The 16,250-nt window shown below is 73.0% G+C and carries 16 protein-coding genes; 7 read left to right on the forward strand and 9 right to left on the reverse strand.

Annotated elements, in window-relative coordinates:
* Positions 1–309 precede the first annotated feature (309 nt).
* Together ACFVYI_RS04280 and ACFVYI_RS04285 are read left to right on the forward strand one after the other, a co-directional pair.
* A complete protein-coding gene (locus tag ACFVYI_RS04280) occupies positions 310–636 on the forward strand; it encodes an ArsR/SmtB family transcription factor (RefSeq protein ID WP_387881421.1) in 327 nt (108 codons plus the stop codon).
* A gap of 131 nt (positions 637–767) precedes the next feature.
* A complete protein-coding gene (locus ACFVYI_RS04285) occupies positions 768–1,433 on the forward strand; it encodes a hypothetical protein (protein ID WP_387881422.1) in 666 nt (221 codons plus the stop codon).
* A gap of 175 nt (positions 1,434–1,608) precedes the next feature.
* Here ACFVYI_RS04285 and ACFVYI_RS04290 read toward each other — a convergent pair whose 3' ends face one another.
* Together ACFVYI_RS04290 and ACFVYI_RS04295 are read right to left on the reverse strand one after the other, a co-directional pair.
* A complete protein-coding gene (locus ACFVYI_RS04290; protein WP_360629308.1) occupies positions 1,609–2,241 on the reverse strand; it encodes an NAD(P)H-dependent oxidoreductase in 633 nt (210 codons plus the stop codon).
* A gap of 310 nt (positions 2,242–2,551) precedes the next feature.
* Complete coding sequence (locus tag ACFVYI_RS04295; protein WP_387881423.1) at positions 2,552–3,208, reverse strand: GPP34 family phosphoprotein; 657 nt, start codon at positions 3,206–3,208, stop codon at positions 2,552–2,554.
* Positions 3,209–3,695: 487 nt separating this feature from the next.
* Between ACFVYI_RS04295 and ACFVYI_RS04300 the strand changes: the two genes are divergently transcribed.
* Positions 3,696–4,202 (forward strand): hypothetical protein, encoded by a 507-nt coding sequence (locus ACFVYI_RS04300; protein ID WP_387881424.1) that lies wholly within the window; start codon positions 3,696–3,698, stop codon positions 4,200–4,202.
* A gap of 64 nt (positions 4,203–4,266) precedes the next feature.
* Here the strand turns inward: ACFVYI_RS04300 and ACFVYI_RS04305 are convergent, their stop codons facing one another.
* Together ACFVYI_RS04305 and ACFVYI_RS04310 are read right to left on the reverse strand one after the other, a co-directional pair.
* Entirely contained in the window at positions 4,267–5,073 is an 807-nt protein-coding gene (locus tag ACFVYI_RS04305; protein ID WP_387881425.1) for an alpha/beta fold hydrolase, read from the reverse strand.
* Between the two features lie 52 nt (positions 5,074–5,125).
* Complete coding sequence (locus ACFVYI_RS04310; RefSeq protein ID WP_387881427.1) at positions 5,126–5,725, reverse strand: TetR/AcrR family transcriptional regulator; 600 nt, start codon at positions 5,723–5,725, stop codon at positions 5,126–5,128.
* A gap of 297 nt (positions 5,726–6,022) precedes the next feature.
* Between ACFVYI_RS04310 and ACFVYI_RS04315 the strand changes: the two genes are divergently transcribed.
* Positions 6,023–6,592 (forward strand): dihydrofolate reductase family protein, encoded by a 570-nt coding sequence (locus ACFVYI_RS04315; RefSeq protein WP_387881429.1) that lies wholly within the window; start codon positions 6,023–6,025, stop codon positions 6,590–6,592.
* Positions 6,593–6,616: 24 nt separating this feature from the next.
* Here the strand turns inward: ACFVYI_RS04315 and ACFVYI_RS04320 are convergent, their stop codons facing one another.
* From ACFVYI_RS04320 to ACFVYI_RS04335, 4 genes are all read right to left on the reverse strand, one after another.
* Positions 6,617–7,924, reverse strand: coding sequence for a DUF3533 domain-containing protein (locus ACFVYI_RS04320; RefSeq protein WP_387881431.1), 1,308 nt, complete (start codon positions 7,922–7,924; stop codon positions 6,617–6,619).
* Positions 7,925–8,123: 199 nt separating this feature from the next.
* Entirely contained in the window at positions 8,124–8,894 is a 771-nt protein-coding gene (locus tag ACFVYI_RS04325) for a hypothetical protein (protein WP_387881433.1), read from the reverse strand.
* Positions 8,878–10,107 (reverse strand): hypothetical protein, encoded by a 1,230-nt coding sequence (locus ACFVYI_RS04330; RefSeq protein ID WP_387881434.1) that lies wholly within the window; start codon positions 10,105–10,107, stop codon positions 8,878–8,880. The genes ACFVYI_RS04325 and ACFVYI_RS04330 overlap by 17 nt, the downstream gene beginning before the upstream one ends.
* Before the next feature lie 66 nt (positions 10,108–10,173).
* Entirely contained in the window at positions 10,174–10,509 is a 336-nt protein-coding gene (locus ACFVYI_RS04335) for an ArsR/SmtB family transcription factor (RefSeq protein WP_387881435.1), read from the reverse strand.
* Positions 10,510–10,689: 180 nt separating this feature from the next.
* On the opposite strand from ACFVYI_RS04335, the gene ACFVYI_RS04340 reads away from it, so the two are divergent.
* Together ACFVYI_RS04340 and ACFVYI_RS04345 are read left to right on the forward strand one after the other, a co-directional pair.
* The gene (locus ACFVYI_RS04340) at positions 10,690–11,934 is read left to right on the forward strand and encodes an MFS transporter (RefSeq protein ID WP_387881436.1); all 1,245 of its coding nucleotides are present in this window, start codon (positions 10,690–10,692) and stop codon (positions 11,932–11,934) included.
* A 118-nt stretch (positions 11,935–12,052) separates the two neighbouring features.
* A complete protein-coding gene (locus ACFVYI_RS04345; protein WP_387881438.1) occupies positions 12,053–13,060 on the forward strand; it encodes an NADP-dependent oxidoreductase in 1,008 nt (335 codons plus the stop codon).
* Between the two features lie 35 nt (positions 13,061–13,095).
* On the opposite strand, the gene ACFVYI_RS04350 is transcribed toward ACFVYI_RS04345, so the two are convergent.
* A complete protein-coding gene (locus ACFVYI_RS04350) occupies positions 13,096–14,565 on the reverse strand; it encodes a glutamate synthase subunit beta (protein WP_387881671.1) in 1,470 nt (489 codons plus the stop codon).
* Positions 14,566–14,889: 324 nt separating this feature from the next.
* Here ACFVYI_RS04350 and ACFVYI_RS04355 point away from each other — a divergent pair, with 324 nt between their 5' ends.
* The gene (locus ACFVYI_RS04355) at positions 14,890–16,170 is read left to right on the forward strand and encodes an MFS transporter (RefSeq protein ID WP_387881440.1); all 1,281 of its coding nucleotides are present in this window, start codon (positions 14,890–14,892) and stop codon (positions 16,168–16,170) included.
* Positions 16,171–16,250 lie beyond the last annotated feature (80 nt).

Consider the following 16,250-nt stretch of genomic DNA (forward strand, 5'->3'; position numbering starts at 1 on the left):
CACCGGCGATCGGCGGCGCCGCGCACGGCGTGCACGGACAAGGCGGTGCGGACACAAGGGCGTTCGGGCGCGGGTCGGCGCAGGGGCGGAGGGCAGCGGCAGGCCACCGGCGTGGCGGCACCTCCACCCCTGACAGTACGTATCTTTACGTACAGTCGAACCGTTCGGCAAGGGCCGGGCCTCCCGGACCGAGGCCCGGTCGATGCGTCAACACCCTTACGCGGCAGGCTGATCTGCGCCCGAGGCAGCGGCGGCCGGGCGGATCGGCAGCCGGCAGACACTGTTCGACAGTCGCGCTACCGTGGGACAATGAGCTACCGCCACCCCGCACGCGACCAGATCCGGATCGAGAGCGTCCTCACCGCCCTGGGCAACCCCGTCCGCCTGGCCGCCGTCCGGGTGCTGGACGCCGGCGGCGCACACAACTGCGGCAGCGTGCTCACCACCATCGGCGTCACCGCGAAGTCGACGATGACGCACCACTGGCGCGTCCTGCGCGACAGCGGGATCATCCACCAGCAGCCGTCCGGCCGGGAGAACCTGCTCCGCCTGCGCCGGGACGACCTCGACGCCCGCTACCCCGGACTGCTGGACACCGTCCTCGCCGCCGCGCTGGACGACGAGCGGCACGCCTGATCGGCTCCCCCCGGCCCGTCCGCTGACGGCACGTCCACCCCGCAGCCCTCCGAGCCCCGCGCCGGGGTGGCCGACCGGCTGTCACCGGGGTGTGCCAGGCTGTGCCCGACCTACCGGAGGGGAGCAGCACCATGCACAGGCCGAGCCGGCCCGAAGACCTCGACCACGCCGACCGGGTATGGGCGAGGGCCGTCGCCTTCGCCCTCCTGGAAGCCGCCCACGGCAACCCCGAGGGCTACTGGCTGGACGAGCACGGGGTCTGGTGCGACGCGACGGGCGGCTCCTACTGGTGGCGCGTCGCGCGGTGCGACGACGGAGTCGTCTTCTGCGGCCAGGACTCCGACGGCAGCGAGACCCACGTCGACGGCCGACAGATCGACTTTCTCGCCGGGGCTCCGCGGTGGCTGCCCTGGGAGACGTTGCGCGAGGACGCCGAGGGCAACCTCTTCGGCTTCGTCTACTGGTGGGAGGCCGGCGCCTGGCACCGCATCCCCTACCCCGAGTCCGTGCAGGACGACGGGCTGGCGGGGGCCGCCGGGTGGCTGGGCTCGGAGGAGGAGTTCGTCGACGAGGCGGCCGCGCTCGCCGCCGTGCAACCCGCCGACCAGGCGGCGTTCACCGATGCCCTCGCCCGGTTCGTCCGGCACGCCGGGGCGGGCACGGTGGACACCGCGGTGGTGGCCGACCTCCTGGCGGCGGCCGGTCCCGAGCACGCGGACCGCCGCCCGCTGCTGGTGGGGCCTGCGTTGGACGTAGCCGAACGGGCGGGGCTCACCCGGCCCGGCGGGCGGGGCTGACCCCGGCGGCACGGGCGTCCCCGGCGGGCCGGCCGTACCGACCGGCGCAAGACGGGGCCGCATCCGGGAACCACCCGAATGCGGCCCCGAACCCACCGGTGGGACTGCGGAAGTACCGAACCGCGGTACTTCGGTACTTCGGTACTTCGGTACTTCCGTACGACAGGACGAACCGTCAGACGGCCAGCGTCTTGAGGGTCTCGAAGGCGCTGTCCCGGGACTTCTCCGCCAGCGGCTTGAGCGCGGCCATCTGAGGCACGATCGCCGCCAGGGTCAGCTCGGCGTGCACGAAGGTCAGGTCGTCCGCCAGGCCGATCGCGCCCAGGACGGCGCGCAGGTACGGCTCCTGGTAGTCCCAGCCCTCGCGGGGGGTGCCGGGCGCGTAGGAACCGCCCCGGGCGGTGACCACCACGACGGACTTGCCGCTGAGCAGACCCGGGTCGCCGCCCGGCGCCACCATGTGGGCCGGGGTGACGAGACGGTCCACCCACGCCTTGAGCGTCGACGGGATCGTGTAGTTGTACATCGGGGCACCGATGATCAGCGTGGTCGCCTCGCGCACCTCGGCGGTGACCGCCTCGCTGAGCGCCCGCTCCTCCGGGGTCTCGCCGTGCTCGCCGCTCGGGTCGAGCAGGGCCTCGCGGACGGCGTGCGTGATGTGCGGGACGGGCTCGGCGCCCAGGTCCCGGTAGACGTAACCGCCGTCGGGGTGGTTCTCGCGCCACTGCGTGGCGAAGTAGGCGGACAGCTCACGGGACACCGAGCCGTCGTGGCGGATGCTCGCGTCGATGTGCAGCAGGGAAGGCATGTATGCGACCTCGGGTTGTATCAGGGGCGGATCAAAGCTTCGCCACCGGCCGGCCACGTCCGCGGTGTGACGCGGTCGCCGGGTGCCGTCGAACCACGGGTGGTCATGGCCACACGCTCGGCCAGGCCCCCCGGACGCGTGCCCGCCGCCCGCTGGGCGCCGGTACGCGATGACGACGGTAGACATTGACGCCGACGTCAAAGCAAGCGGTGCGCAACAACGGCCCACTCGCTACGTCGACGAACCGGCCCTGCCACGCCGCCCGTCCGCCCCGGACCGGACCGACGTCGCCCCCCCGGTGCGCCGGGGCTCAGCCGCCGCCCATCCCGCCCTGCGCGGCCACCATCGTCGTCCCCAGCCCACCGACCGCCCGGGCCAGCCCGGGCGCCCGCTCCGCCAGCCGGGCGGTGAGCGCCGCGATCCGCTCGGCGTGCGCCCGCCGTTCCCCGCGCGACAGCACCAACCGCAGCTGGCCGTGCGCGGCCAGCGCCCCCAACACCGCGTCCGCGAACGCCACCTGCTCCACCGGGCCGTCCCCGCGGACCACCTGCGCCACCCGGAGCTGCTGGTCCAACGCCTCCCGGGGATCGGGCATCGTCACCGGCCGGCGCGGCACGACGGGACCGTAGGGGTCACGGTCCTGGACGGTCAGCACGCCGAGGACGGCCAGCCGCTGCTCGACGGCGTCCAGCGTCTCCTCCCGGCCCCGCTTGATCCACGACTTCCAACCGCGCCGCCGGGCGGCCACCTCGGCCAGCACCGCGTCGAGCACCGGATCCCCGACAGGACCGGCCTCCGGTGCCACCAGCACCTTCCCCGCGCCGTCCTCGACGAGGTCGCCGCGGTGGGCGAGCTCGGCCAGCGCGGCGGCGCGCAGCAGGAATCCGGCCCGGGTGCGGTCCTGGAGGGCCTGGGCCCGGGTGTCGAAGGCCAGCAGGTAGGCGGCCAGATGCAGCGGTCGGCTCATGCCTCCGACGATACGGCGCGCGGCCTCTGCCACCATCCGCCCGCGGAACGGCATCGGCCCCGCCGGCCTCACACCTGCGGCGTACCGGGAGCGGCGCGGGCGGCACCGGACGGAAGCCGACACCGGGAACCGCACGGCCCCGGGACGGTGCCGGTGGCCCGGCGCAGCGTGGCGCCATGACGTCTCCGGACCGCCGTCGGCACCGGGCCGAGGCACCGGGCCGAACCGCCGGGCGGCCACACCGCGGAGCAGGAAACGGCCGCCGGCGGCCGCGCGCCGGGCCGACTCGGACGCCGATCCCGTCCGAGCCCGGCGCGGTGGCTCCCGGGTGTTGCGGTGGCTCCCGGGCGCCGCGGGCACCGACCGCCCATCACCCGGGCGGGTGATGCTCGACGCGGCTCGGCGGCGTGCGGCGGGTGCGCGGCCGGAGGCGTGCTCGGATGTCCGGGAGCCGGCCCCGGGGAGGGCCGGTCGGGGACGGAGGACGATGCGGCAGCGGCTCACGGGCACCGGAGCACGGCGGCGCCGACGCCTCGGCGCGATGTCCGCCCTGGTGTCGGCGGCGGTGCTGGCGACGGCCGCCGTCGCGCCCGCCGCGCTGCCGGGTGACGGCGGGGCGGACGCGGACCGGCGGTGGCCGGAGCCCGGGTTCGACGGGGGCCGCCTGCGGACGCTCGCCGGAGTGCTGCGCCAGGACCGGCCCGGGAGCGGCTGGTACCTCGTCGGCGGCGCCCACCTGGTCCTCAACCTCCAGGTCTCGCACGCCGACCACGAGCAGATCGTGCTGCGCTTCCCGCCCGCCCGCCGGGTGGTGTCCGTCCTCTGCGGGCCCGACGAGACGTACGCGCCGCTCGGTTACACCTGCGGTGCCTCCGTCTCGCTGGACCGGGTCACCGTCCGGCTCGGCCGCAACGGCCGGCGCGCCGACCCGACCACCACGAGCGCCGGCCCCTACGCCAACTTCTGGCTGCTCGGGCTCGTCGAACCCCGCTGACGGCCGGCGCGCAGGGCGCGCAGTCGGACCTGTGTGCCGTCGATCATGTTCGGCGCCCGTACGTTCAGTGGTCGAGGGTGTCGAGGAACTGCGTGAGCGCGTGGTGGAGCGCGTCGGGCCGTTCCAGGTGCACGTCGTGGCCGGTGCCGGGGATGCTCAGGGCCGTCGTGTCGGGTCGGTGCCGGAACATCTCGTCGGTCTCCCCGGCCGGGATGATCCCGTTCTGGCCCAGGACGACCAGGGTGGGGCAGGTGATCTGCGCCCACTCGTCCCAGAAGGACCGGCGGGCGTTCTCCGCGAGCGAGCCGATCATCACGTCGGGCTCGAAGCGGGGCCACCAGCCGCCGTCGCGTTCCTCCAGCCCGTCCGCCCATCCTTCGCCGACCGGGCCGCCGCCGAGGAAGCGGACGGCCGCCTCCCGGGACGGGAAGGGTACGGGCCAGGAGTCGAACCAGCCGGCGATGTCGTCGACGACGCCCTGGTTCGACCCGGCGGGCCCGGCCTCGACGAGGACGAGCCCGCCGGTGAGGTCGGGGTGGGCGGCGGCGGTGAGCATCGCGGTGTGCCCGCCGAGCGACTGGCCTGCCAGGACCGGCCGGTGCAGGTCGAGCTGGTCGATGACGGCGACGACGTCGGCGACGTAGGCGGCGCGGGAGACGTCCCGCGGGCGCCGGTCGGAGCCTCCGTGGCCGCGCTGGTCGACGGCGACGACGCGGTGAGAGGCACGCAGGTTCCGCGCCGTGGGGTCCCATTCGCCGACGTGGCCGGCCAGTCCGTGCAGCAGCAGGACGGGCGGCCCCGACCCCCCTGCCCAGTCGCGGCAGGAGAGCCGCACGCCGTCACGGACCACGATGCGCTCGTGCCAGGTCATGCGGTGCCTTTTCGGGGATCGGTCGGAGGGTGTGCGCCGGAGGCGTCGAAGGCTACGGTTCGGCCCTGGGAGGCAGTGGCCGAAGTCCGGTGAAGACGTACTCCAGGAACGCCGGGGTTTTCCGGGGATCGAGTTCGTCGGTGCCGAACAGCAGCCGGTAGTAGACGACCGAGTAGAGCATCTCGACCATGACGCGGGTGGGTACGTCCGCACGGAGCTGGCCGGCGGCGACGGCGGCGGCGAGGCGGGCCTCGCACAGGCGGGTCCTCGGTTCGATGATGGTCTCGCGAAGCGCCGCGCCGACGGACGGGTCGCTCTGGGCGTCGGCGATGACCCCGCGGAAGACGGTCCCGATGGGGCCCGTCAGCAGGTCGGTGACCTCGCTGATCTGGGTCGTGAGATCGGTGGTGATGTCGCCGGTGTCCGGGAAGTCGATGGCCTCGCCGATGTAGTCGTTGATGGCCTCCAGCGCCAGCGCCGCCTTCGACGGCCACCACCGGTAGATCGTCTGCTTGCTGGCCCCGGCCTGGGTCGCGATGGCCTCGATGGTGACCTTTCCGTATCCCCGTGCGGCGATCAGTTCGATGGTCGCGGCCAGGGTCGCCCGGCGGGACCTCTCGTTGCGGCGTTCTGGGTTGGGTGTGGGAACCATGCAAGCAGTCTAACTCGGAACGAGACGTCTCGTTTGCCAAGATCTCGCCTGCTGGCGTACGTTCTGCCACGGCAAACGAGACGTCTCGTTCCGGTTCGTCGGCGCTTGGGCCGTGCCTGCGGCCCGGCGTGATCCGGCGTCGCTCCAGGTCGGGAACGGCCTGGAGCGGGCGTGCCGACAACCCGGGTGCGCGGCCCACCCTTCGCCGTCGCCCCGGCGCGCCGACCTCACGCCGCCCGTCCCTCTTCCCGCCTGCGCCCCTTCGGCGCAGCGGCCCACCGATATCGGAAGTCACCCATGGGTAAGATCACACGATTTGTCCACCAGTCGCTGGACGGCTACATCGAAGGCCCGTCCGGCGAGTTCGACTGGCCCGTCATGGACCCGGAACTCTCGGCCTACTCCCGGGCCCTCACCGACAGCGCCGACTACTTCCTCTACGGACGCGTGGTGTGGGACATGATGTCCGGGTTCTGGCCCCGCGCCGAGGAGTTCTCCACTCACGAGCACGACCTGGCCTTCGCGCCCGTCTGGCGCGAGGCTCCCAAGATCGTGGTGTCCTCGACGCTGGAGACGGCCGACTGGAACACCCGCGTCATCAGGACCGACGTCGTCGAGGAGCTCACCGCCCTCAAGGAGAGCGGCGCCCACCTGCTGCTGTTCGGCGGGTCGACCCTCGCCGGGTTCCTCACCGACCACGACCTCATCGACGAGTACCAGATCTTCGTCCACCCCGTCGTCCTGGGCGGGGGCAAGCCCGTCTTCCGAACCCCGCAGCAGCGATTCGGCCTCACCCTCACGGAATCACGGACCTTCGACTCCCAGGTCGTCCTCCTGCACCACGAGCGCGCGACCGACTCCGCCTGACGCGAAAAGGGGCCCGCGCCGGGGTCAGCTCACCTCGGGGTGGAACCGGTGCAGGCCCTTGCGGTCGTAGTAGGTGGTCATCCCGAAGCCGAAGACCAGGGCCGCGACCGTGCCGATCGCGATCATCACCCAGGCCCGCGCCAGCCCGGCGTCGGCCTGCGCACCGAAGTAGAGGATCGCCCGCACGCCGTCACTGAGCTGGCGCATCGGCTCGAACACCGCCAGCCCCCGGTAGAACGTCGGCAGCGCCTGGAGCGGGATGGTCGCCCCGGAGGACGGCAGCGACAGCGCGATGAAGACGAACATGCTGATCAGCTGCCCGATCCCGCCGAACGCGGCGATCAGCGCCTGCGCCCCGAGCCCCACCGCCGCGCTGGCGCAGACCGAGAAGATCCAGAGCAGCGGCAGGTGCGAGGCGTCCATCCCGAGGACCACCACGGTCGCCAGCATCACCAGACTGGAGGTCAGCACCGCGAGGGCGACCGACATCACGCAGGTGACGGCCAGCGTCTGGGTCCGGCTGATCCGCACCAGCGGGTGCTGGGTCCGCAGCGGCCCCAGCTCGCTCGCCGCGTAGCCGAGGGCCACGTCGACCCCGTTGCTGATCACGTTCGCGCCGAGGAAGCCGGCGAGCACGAGCAGCAGCGTGTAGTAGAACGCCGTCAGGCCCAACCCGCTGTGCGGGCCGATCGGGTGACCGACGCGGACCTGGACGTCCACCGGGTCGGCGAGTTGCAGGGCCGCCGCATTGGTCTCCGCACCGCCCGCCGCCGACGGCTGCGCCTGGGCCTGGGCCTGGGCCGTGAGGGACTTGCCGAGTTGGGCCGAGGCCTGCTGCGCGGCCGCCTGGGAGATCGAGGAGGCCAGCGAGGACGCCAGACTGCCCCCCCCGGGGTTGGTCAGCACCGCCATCGTCGGCCGCGGCGGCGTCGGCTGCGCGGGCGAGCCCAGCGCCGCCACGGCGGCGGTGAAGCCCGCCGGGACCTCCAACGCACCCGCGAGCTTCCCCGAGGCCAACTGGTCGTCGGCGGCGGCCTGGTCGAGCAGCCGCCAGGAGATCTGGCCGTTCGGGTCCGGCGCGGCGGCGATGCCGGCCGTGATCTGCGCCCCGAGGTTCTGCTGCTGCCCCGCCACGACGGCCCCCTGGTCGGCGTTGACCAGGCCGATCGGCAACCGGTGCAGGTCCGCCCGCGGGTTGATGATGCCGCCCAGGTAGAGCAGTGACAGCAGGAACGCCACCGTCCCGACGACGATGGTCGGGACCATCCAGACCTTGGGGTTGCGCAGCACCTGCCAGGCCCGCACCCCGCCCTCGGGCGGCTTCGAAGTCATGGCTCTCCCGTGCGCGTCGTTCGGTCGTCCACCCCCGCCAGAACGTAGCCGCCGCCCTCGCTCCGCCCGGCGCGCCTCGCCCGAACAGCCCGCAGCCCGACCCGGTCGGCAGCGTCCGGGCGGGCCGCACGGACGGACGCAGGCCGCGGGTCCACTGGGGTCGTACATCCCTGACGGGGCCCGGCAAGAGCCCTCGGGGTCAGACGGGCGGCATCAGATCGCTCTCGCTGATGGTGTACGTCAGCAGCGGGTAGCTGAAGTCCGTTTCCTTGTTCTCACGGCGCCGTAGTCGGTAGAACTCGCGCCGCTGCTCGTCGTCGGCAGACATGAGGCGCGCGCCCTGCGGGAGGCATACCTGTCCGTCGCGAAACCGGACGAATGTCTTCGACGTTCGAAGGGTTACACCCAACCATTGATTGTCCGCCGTCCGGACGGGCGTATCCAGTACTATTTTGTGCCTGAGCCGCCGATTCGATTCGACGGAAAACACGACGACGCCGTGGTGAGCGAGAGGGATCTCGAACCTCTCGCCATCGGACCCCTTTGATTCGAAGATCAGCTTCCTCGGCGGGCTCGCTTCGGGGTGTTGGTAGCAGGAGAAGACGGCGATGAACGACTCGTCGGCCAGATCGAGGGCCTGGTCGGAATGACTTCCCATCGTCGTACAGGCGTTCGTGTAGCTCTCAATGAGAGCATTGTTGAAGCCGACCGAAAGCGCCGCACGTTCTTGAATCTCCCGTGCCAGCCGTTCGTGCACCGACCGGAAACGCTGCGTCGGGCTGCCGTATCGAGCGGTGGTACGTACCAGAGGAACACCACCCGCCTCGTCGATCCTGGCCAGCACGGCGCCTCGCCGGCCTTTCCCCACGCCTTCCAGGCGAGCCGAGGCGGACAGCTCCGCGAAGAGGTTCTCCTCGGTCGGCAGAATGTACGAGAAGATCTCGTCCGAGATCCTAGACCCGGGGCGCAACGTAGTCCCCCGTGTTCATGCTGAAGAGGAACTCGTCGCCGTAATCAATGAAGGACGAGGTCCTGTTCTCCTCGGCGTACAGCCTGCGCAGCTCGTCCATGCCGGCCGGTGTGGGCGGCCCCAGCCTCACCGGATCTCCGGCCGTCTTGAGGAACGTGTGGCCGTTCTTGTGAACTGCTTCGGCGTTCGAACAGCGCACCACGTATCCCAGGCGGGTCGGGAGCAACTCGGCGTCCAGCATCGAGGGCCGGATTTCATGCGTGTAAAGGCGGTTGGTGGACAGCGGCATGAAGAACACGGAGCCGGGATAGAGGGTCAGGGTGAACTGCGGGGGGAGCGCGACCCCGTCGGACCCTTCGGTCCGCTCCTTGAGGCGAAAGTGAAGTCTGGTCAGCCCGCTGGCACCCTTCACACCGTAGTCGAAGGCGTCTTCGGCCAGGGGCCGCAGCTTGTCGAGCCGGTCATAGAACGTGCAGAAGGCCATGATGCCGTTGGCAGGCATGTCCTTGGTCTTGTCGGCATGGGCCGAGATCTTGGCCTTGGACTGCCTTCGCTCGGCCGTGGCAAGGGTGTTGTGGTAGACCTGCGCGAGGACGTGATTCAGCGGCGCCTGGTTCCGGAAGACGGCGGCGGCCTCGCGGTTCAGGGCCTCGACGGTGCTCGTGTCGGTCGGGCGAAATCCCTCGGTCGGCCCCGACAGATTCGTGGAGCACCGCAGCAGACGGAAATGCAGTTCGCCACCGTCTCGCGTGACGGGCGTCAGATAGATTCCGCTGCGATGGGCAGCTCCGGGCTTGGTGGACTCCGTCAGGGACTGGAACGCGTGCTCCGCACGGATCCGTCCGAAGTGATCGGCGCCGAGTCCGAAGAAGCGGCGGTAGTACACCCCGACGCCGTGCACGCGGACGGGAACTCGGCCGAGGTCGACGAGGGTCCACGGTTCGTCGACGTCCTCCTGGTAACCGTGCGACAGCTCCCGGACAACGAATACCCGGGCAGCCGCACGCAGGTGGCGGCCGCTGATCCCGGATATGTCGCCACACAGGTAGACGGTCTTCTGCGCGAGGTCGGGCGAACCGGAGGCAAGCTCCTCCGGCGTGATCGTGAACCCGAAGAAGTCCCTGATCAAGTCATTGCCTTGCACCATCGAAGGCGCAACCAGAATGTTGCTCGCATCCTCGATGCAGGCTTCTGCCGGCTCTGGTGTGTACATCGAGCGGTACCTGCCATTCGCAGATCTTGGTGGATTCTCGAAACCGGGGACGGGGCAACGCCCCCGTCAGGACCGCCCGGGACGCCCGGCGACGGCCGCGAGGAGGGCGTCGAGCAGGCCCGGGAAGCGGGCGTCGAGGTCGGTCCGGCGCAGGCTCACGAAGCGATTGCGGCCGGCGACGCGGGTGCTGGTCACCCCGGCCTCGCGCAGGACGCGCATGTGGTGGGAGACGGTCGACTTGTGCAGGTGGTCGAGGCCGAGGTGGCGGGGGTCGCAGGAGTGCTCGCCGCCGTCGGCGTAGCTGGCGAGCAGGCGCAGGCGGACGGGGTCGCCGAGGGCGTGCAGGACCGCGACGAGCTCGATGTCGGCGGTGGCGGGCTGGGGCAGGTGTTCGGCTTCCACGGTCCTGGTCCTGGTCCTTGAGCGACGGGCGACGGGCACTGGCGTCGGCGGGATGGCGGCCCGACGGGCCGGCGGGTGAGCGGGACGGGCATCGGCGGGATGGTTTGACAATCATCCACCAATCCCTAGTGTTTGACACACATCAAACTGTTGCCCATTCGTCCAACGAAGGGAACCCCCTTGCCCGTCCGCCTGCTCCTGCTCGCCCTCGGCACGTTCGCCGTGGGCACCGACTCGATGGTCACGGTCGGCATCCTCGGCCCGGTCGCGGCGGATCTCGGGGTCTCCGTCGCCGCGGCCGGCCAGATGGTCACCGTTTTCGCCCTGGCCTACGCGCTGGCCGCCCCGGTCCTGGCCGCGCTCACCGCCCGCTGGCCGCGCCGCCGCCTGCTTTTGACCGCGCTCACCGTCTTCACCGTGGCCAACGCGCTCAGCGCAGTCGCCCCCGGGTACGAGTTCCTGCTGGCCACCCGGGTCCTGGCGGCCGCCGGCGCCGCGCTGTACACGCCGACCGCCAACGCGGTGGCCACCACGCTGGTCGCGCCCGAGCGGCGCGGGCGGGCGCTGGCCACCGTCCTGGGCGGGATGACGGTCGCCACCGCGCTCGGCGTGCCGCTGGGCACCTGGGTCGGGCGCTCCGACTGGCGGCTGACGATGTGGCTCGTCACGGCGTTGGGTGCGGCCGCGTTCGTCGGACTGGCGCTGCTGCTGCGCGACCTGCCCGCGTCCTCGGCACCCGCCCCCGGGCTCCGGGCGCGCCTGGCCCCGCTCGGCCGACCCGGCGTGCTCGGCGCCGCCGCGACCACGCTGGTGTTCTTCCTCGCCTTCCAGTGCGTGTACATCTACCTGGCCACCGCCGTCACCCCGGCCACCGGCGGGCGGGCGGACCGGCTCAGCCTGATCCTGCTCGTCTCGGGCCTGGCCTCGGTGGCCGGCAGCTGGCTCGGCGGGCGCCTGGTGGACCGCGTCGGCGTGCGCCGCGTCCTGCTCGGGGGCAGCGCGGTCGGCGCTGCCGCCTTCGCCGGCCTGCCCTGGGCGGGCCAGAGCATGCCCGGCGCGCTCGCCTACGTGGTGGTCACGCCACTGGCGGGTTGGGCGGTGTCGGTCGCCCTCCCCCACCGCCTGGCCTCGCTCGACCCGGCGAACGCACCGCTGCTGATCTCGCTCAACAGCAGCGCCCTCTACCTCGGCATGGCCGGCGGCGGCGTGGTCGGCAGCGCCGCGATCGCCCTGCTGGGCGAGCGCTGGTTCCCGTTCGCGGCCACCGCGCTGGCCCTGGTCGCCCTGGTGGCCTCCGCAACCACCACCAGGAGCGGCGCGGACGGCAGCCGGGCCGCGTCGGCGGCCGCCGCCCGTACCTCGGGCACGGCCCGGGCCGCGGGCACGGCGAAGGCGGCGGCCCCGCCGCTCGACCCGGCCGCCTGAGCGCGGGCCGGAGCACAGCGGCCGGGCACCCGCCCTGGCGCGCTGACTAAGCGCTTGCTTAGACTCCTCCTCGGTGCGGAAGGTCAACCGCACCGCAGTCCAGCCACCGGGAGCCGCCATGTTGTCCGCCGAGAACCGCCAGATCCGCCTCGCCCGCCGGCCGGTGGGCGAGGTCGGCCCCGAGGACTGGGAGCACGTCACCGAGCCGGCCGCGGCGCCCGGCGAGGGCCGGTTCGCCGGCCGTACCCGCTTCCTCTCGCTGGACCCGGCGATGCGCGGCTGGCTCGACGACCGCCCCTCCTACCTGCCGCCGGTCGGGCTCGGCGAGGTGATGCGGGCCGGGTCGGTCGTCGAGATCACCGAGTCCAACCACCCCGGCTTCGCCATCGGCGACCTGGTCGTCGGCTTCTTCGGCGTCCAGGAGCACGTGGTCTCCGACGGGAAGGGCGTGCTGCGGATCGACCCCGCCGTCGCCCCGCCGTCCACCTTCCTCGGCGCGCTCGGGAGCCCGGGCATGACGGCGTACTTCGGCCTGCTGGAGGTCGGGGCCCTCAAGGAGGGCGAGACGGTGGTGGTCTCCGGCGCCGCGGGCGCCGTGGGCAGCCTGGTCGGCCAGATCGCCAAGGCGAAGGGGTGCCGGGTGGTCGGCATCGCCGGCGGGGCCGAGAAGTGCGCGCTGCTCACCGGTGAGCTCGGCTTCGACGCCGCGATCGACTACCGGGCCGGGAACGTCAAGAAGGCGCTGCGCGCGCAGGCCCCGGACGGCATCGACGTGTACTTCGACAACGTCGGCGGGGAAATCCTGGACGCCGCCCTCGCCTGCCTGGCGATGCACGCCCGGGTGGTCGTCTGCGGCGCCATCAGCCAGTACAACACCACCGCCGTGCAGGGGCCGGCCAACTACCTGTCGCTGCTGGTGCGCCGCGCCCGGATGGAGGGCTTCGTGGTGTTCGACTACGCGCCGCGCTTCAAGGAGGCGGCCCGGGAGATCGGCGGCTGGATCGCCGACGGGCGGATCAAGGTGCTGGAGCACGTGGTCCGGGGCACGCTGGACGACTTCCCGCGGACCCTGCAGATGCTCTTCCGGGGCGAGAACACCGGCAAGCTGGTGCTCGAACTCGTCTGACCGGGCGGCCCCGGCCCGCACCACCGCGGCCGCGCTCAGACGGTGAGCGGGCCGTCGGACGGCGCGACCGGGGCGGGCAGCTCGGTGCGGCCCCGCAGGTAGCGGTCGACGGCGGCGGCCACCGCCCGGCCCTCGGCGATCGCCCAGACGATCAGCGACTGACCGCGCCCGGCATCGCCCGCGACGAACACGCCGTCCGCCCCGCCGGCGAACTCCCCGTCGCGGGCGAGGTTGCCCCGCGGGTCGACGGCGAGGCCCAGTTGCCCGACCAGGGCGCCGTTGCGACCGGGGCCGGAGAAGCCCAGGGCCAGCAGGGCCAGGTCCACCGGGAGGGTGCGCTCGGTGCCGGGCCGGGGCCGGCGGTCGCTGCGCCGCGTCTCGGCGAACCGGACGGCCGCCAGCCGTCCGTCCGCGCCCGCCTCGAACCCCACCGTGGTCGCCGCGAACACCCTGGGCTCGGCGGCCGCGCCGCCCGCCTCCTCGTGCGAGGTCGTCACCCGGTAGACCTTGGGGTGGACCGGCCAGGGCTGGTCGGCCGCGCGGCGCCCGGGCGGGCGGGGGTTGATGTCGAACTGGACGACGGCCGCCGCCCGCTGGCGCAGCGCCGTGCCCAGGCAGTCGGCGGCGGTGTCGCCGCCCCCGACGATCACCACGTGGCGGCCCTCGGCGGACACCGGCGAGACGGCGTAGTCGCCCTCGTCGACCCGGTTGGCGAGGGTCAGGTAGCTGATGGCCTGGTGCACGCCGGTCAGCCGGCGGCCGGGCACCGGGAGGTCCCGGCAGCGCGTCGCGCCGACAGCGACCACCAGCGCGTCACTGCGCTCGCGCAGTTCGTCGGCCGGCAGGTCGCGGCCGACCGCGATCCCGGTGCGGAAGACGGTGCCCTCGGTCCGCATCTGGTCGATCCGCCGGTCCAGGCGGTGCTTCTCCAGCCGGAACGGCGGTATGCCGTACCGCAGCAGCCCGCCGATCCGGTCGGCGCGCTCGTAGACCGTCGTGGTGTGGCCGGCCCGGGTGAGCTGTTGGGCGGCGGCGAGCCCGGCCGGCCCGGAGCCGACGACCGCCACCCGCAGGCCGGTCAGCCGCTCGGGCGGCTGCGGCGCGTCGTAGCCGCTCTCCCAGGCCCGGTCGGCGATCGCCAGCTCCACGTTCTTGATCGTCACGGCCTCGGCGTCGATCGCCAGGACGCAGGCGCTCTCGCAGGGGGCCGGGCAGAGCCGGCCGGTGAACTCGGGGAAGTTGTTGGTGGCCAGCAGGCGCGCGGCGGCTGCCCGCCAGTCGTCCCGGGCGACCAGCGTGTTCCAGTCCGGGATTAGGTTGCCCAGCGGGCAGGCGTGGTGGCAGAAGGGCAGGCCGCAGTCCATGCAGCGGGCGGCCTGCTCGGCGATCACCGGCAGCAGCGCGCCCTCCCGGTAGACCTCGCGCCGGTCCCCCAGCCGCTCCTGCGGGTCCCGGCGCTCACGGGGGCGCCGGGGCGTGGTGAAGAAGGCCATGCGGTCGGCCATGGGATCAGCCATCGCGGTCTCCGGCGGGGCGTGCCAACGCGGGGCGGTGGCGCCGCCGTACGACGCCCCGACGGGCGCGCCACCGGGCTGCGCACCACCGTGTGGCCACCGTACGCCCGCGAACCGCCCGGCGACAGCGGCCGGGGGCGCACTCCGGCAGGATCGGGCCCACCCCGCCGCCGGCGTGGCCGGAAGTGAACGTTCCGGTCCGATTTGACGGCGTACTGTCGTATGGTCTTAGCGCCGTGGGCGCGCGAACCCTTGATCCCGCCGACGGCGCCGCCCTAGGATCCACATGAAATGTCACATGGCAATGGAGCCGTCGTGGGGGATCACACCGTTCCGAGCCGGGGTACCGCCACAAGCGCCCTGCCCAGGCCGTTCTACTGGCTCGCCGTCGGGGACGCCGTCTCCAGCTACGGCAGCCAGCTCAACATGGTCGCGCTCAGCCTCTTCGCCTACGAGGCCGCGGGCAACGCCCTCGGCACGGCCGGGTACCTGACGCTGCGTCTGCTCGGCGGCTTCGGCGCCGGCATGCTCGCCGGGCGCGTCGTCGGCCGCGTCGACCGCCGCCTGCTGATGGTCGGCTGCGCCTTCACCCAGGCCACCGGCCTGGTGGCGCTCGCGATCGTCCCCGACCACCTGCGGATCCCGGTGCTCTACCCGCTGGCCCTGCTCTTCGGCGCGGCCGGCACGCTCAGCGCCGTCGCACTGCGCAGCAGCGTCCCCGAGATGGTCGGCCCGGACCACCGGGCCCGCGCCAACGGCGTACTGGTGACCGGGCGTTCGACGGCCATGGTGCTCGGGTTCGGCTCCGCCGGCGTGCTGGTGGCCTGGGCCGGCTTCCACGCCGCGCTGCTCACCGACGCGGCCAGCTTCGTCGTGTTCGGCACGGTCGTGCTGCGGCTGCCGCTGCGCACCCGGGCCGACCGCGACGCCGGGTCCGGGCAGACGGACGCGACGCCGGGCGGACGCCTCGCCGGGCTGGTGCTGCTGCGCACCCTGCCGGTGATCGGCGCGATGGTCGCCATCCGGCTGGTCGACGCCTTCGGCTCGGCCGCGCACAACATCGGCCTGCCGGTGTTCGCCACCCGGACGTCGCCGGACAACCCGGCCGCGGTGCTGGGCCTGTTCTGGGCCACCTGGGCGGTCGGCAGCCTGGGTGCCCACCAGCTGGTCTCCCGACTGCTCGTCAAACGCGGCCGGGAGCCCGGCGAACGGGCCTTCGCGGTGGGCACCGCGCTGATGTCGGCCTGCTTCATCCTCGCCTTCACCGGGCTGCCGACCCCGCTCTTCCTCGTCGTCGCGCTCGGCGCCGGGCTCGCGGACGGCTTCACCGAGATCTCCTACACCACGCGGATCCAGGCCGTCGACGACGACCGGCGCGGCCAGGCGTTCGGGCTGGTGGCCAGCGCCGAGAGCCTCGGCATGGGCGTCGGCATGCTGCTCAGCGCCGGGCTGATGGAGCGGTTCAGCCCGCTCACGGTGGTCGGCTTCTCGCACGCCGTGCCGATCGCGCTGGCCGCCGGGTTCCTGCTGATGGTGGGGATCGGCACCCGCCGGCGGCGCGAGCCGGCCGCGCTGCCCGTGCCCGCGGACAGCTAGCCGGCGCCGGCCCGACACCCCTGCGCCCCCGCACCCCCGCACCCCGCGCGCGCCACCCGGTGCCGCGCACCGTCCACGTC

Source organism: Kitasatospora sp. NPDC058218 (genome assembly GCF_042882445.1).
In the GTDB taxonomy this organism is placed as follows: domain Bacteria; phylum Actinomycetota; class Actinomycetes; order Streptomycetales; family Streptomycetaceae; genus Kitasatospora.

Bases quoted from the DNA above. Each gene is read 5' to 3' on its own strand.
- ACFVYI_RS04315 (WP_387881429.1), top strand. From the start codon at position 6,023: ATGGGTAAGATCACACGATTTGTCCACCAGTCGCTGGACGGCTACATC.
- ACFVYI_RS04295 (WP_387881423.1), bottom strand. From the start codon at position 3,208: ATGAGCCGACCGCTGCATCTGGCCGCCTACCTGCTGGCCTTCGACACC.
- ACFVYI_RS04280 (WP_387881421.1), top strand. From the start codon at position 310: ATGAGCTACCGCCACCCCGCACGCGACCAGATCCGGATCGAGAGCGTC.
- ACFVYI_RS04310 (WP_387881427.1), bottom strand. From the start codon at position 5,725: ATGGTTCCCACACCCAACCCAGAACGCCGCAACGAGAGGTCCCGCCGG.
- ACFVYI_RS04345 (WP_387881438.1), top strand. From the start codon at position 12,053: ATGTTGTCCGCCGAGAACCGCCAGATCCGCCTCGCCCGCCGGCCGGTG.
- ACFVYI_RS04320 (WP_387881431.1), bottom strand. From the start codon at position 7,924: ATGACTTCGAAGCCGCCCGAGGGCGGGGTGCGGGCCTGGCAGGTGCTG.
- ACFVYI_RS04305 (WP_387881425.1), bottom strand. From the start codon at position 5,073: ATGACCTGGCACGAGCGCATCGTGGTCCGTGACGGCGTGCGGCTCTCC.
- ACFVYI_RS04290 (WP_360629308.1), bottom strand. From the start codon at position 2,241: ATGCCTTCCCTGCTGCACATCGACGCGAGCATCCGCCACGACGGCTCG.
- ACFVYI_RS04330 (WP_387881434.1), bottom strand. From the start codon at position 10,107: ATGTACACACCAGAGCCGGCAGAAGCCTGCATCGAGGATGCGAGCAAC.
- ACFVYI_RS04350 (WP_387881671.1), bottom strand. From the start codon at position 14,565: ATGGCCGACCGCATGGCCTTCTTCACCACGCCCCGGCGCCCCCGTGAG.
- ACFVYI_RS04300 (WP_387881424.1), top strand. From the start codon at position 3,696: ATGCGGCAGCGGCTCACGGGCACCGGAGCACGGCGGCGCCGACGCCTC.
- ACFVYI_RS04285 (WP_387881422.1), top strand. From the start codon at position 768: ATGCACAGGCCGAGCCGGCCCGAAGACCTCGACCACGCCGACCGGGTA.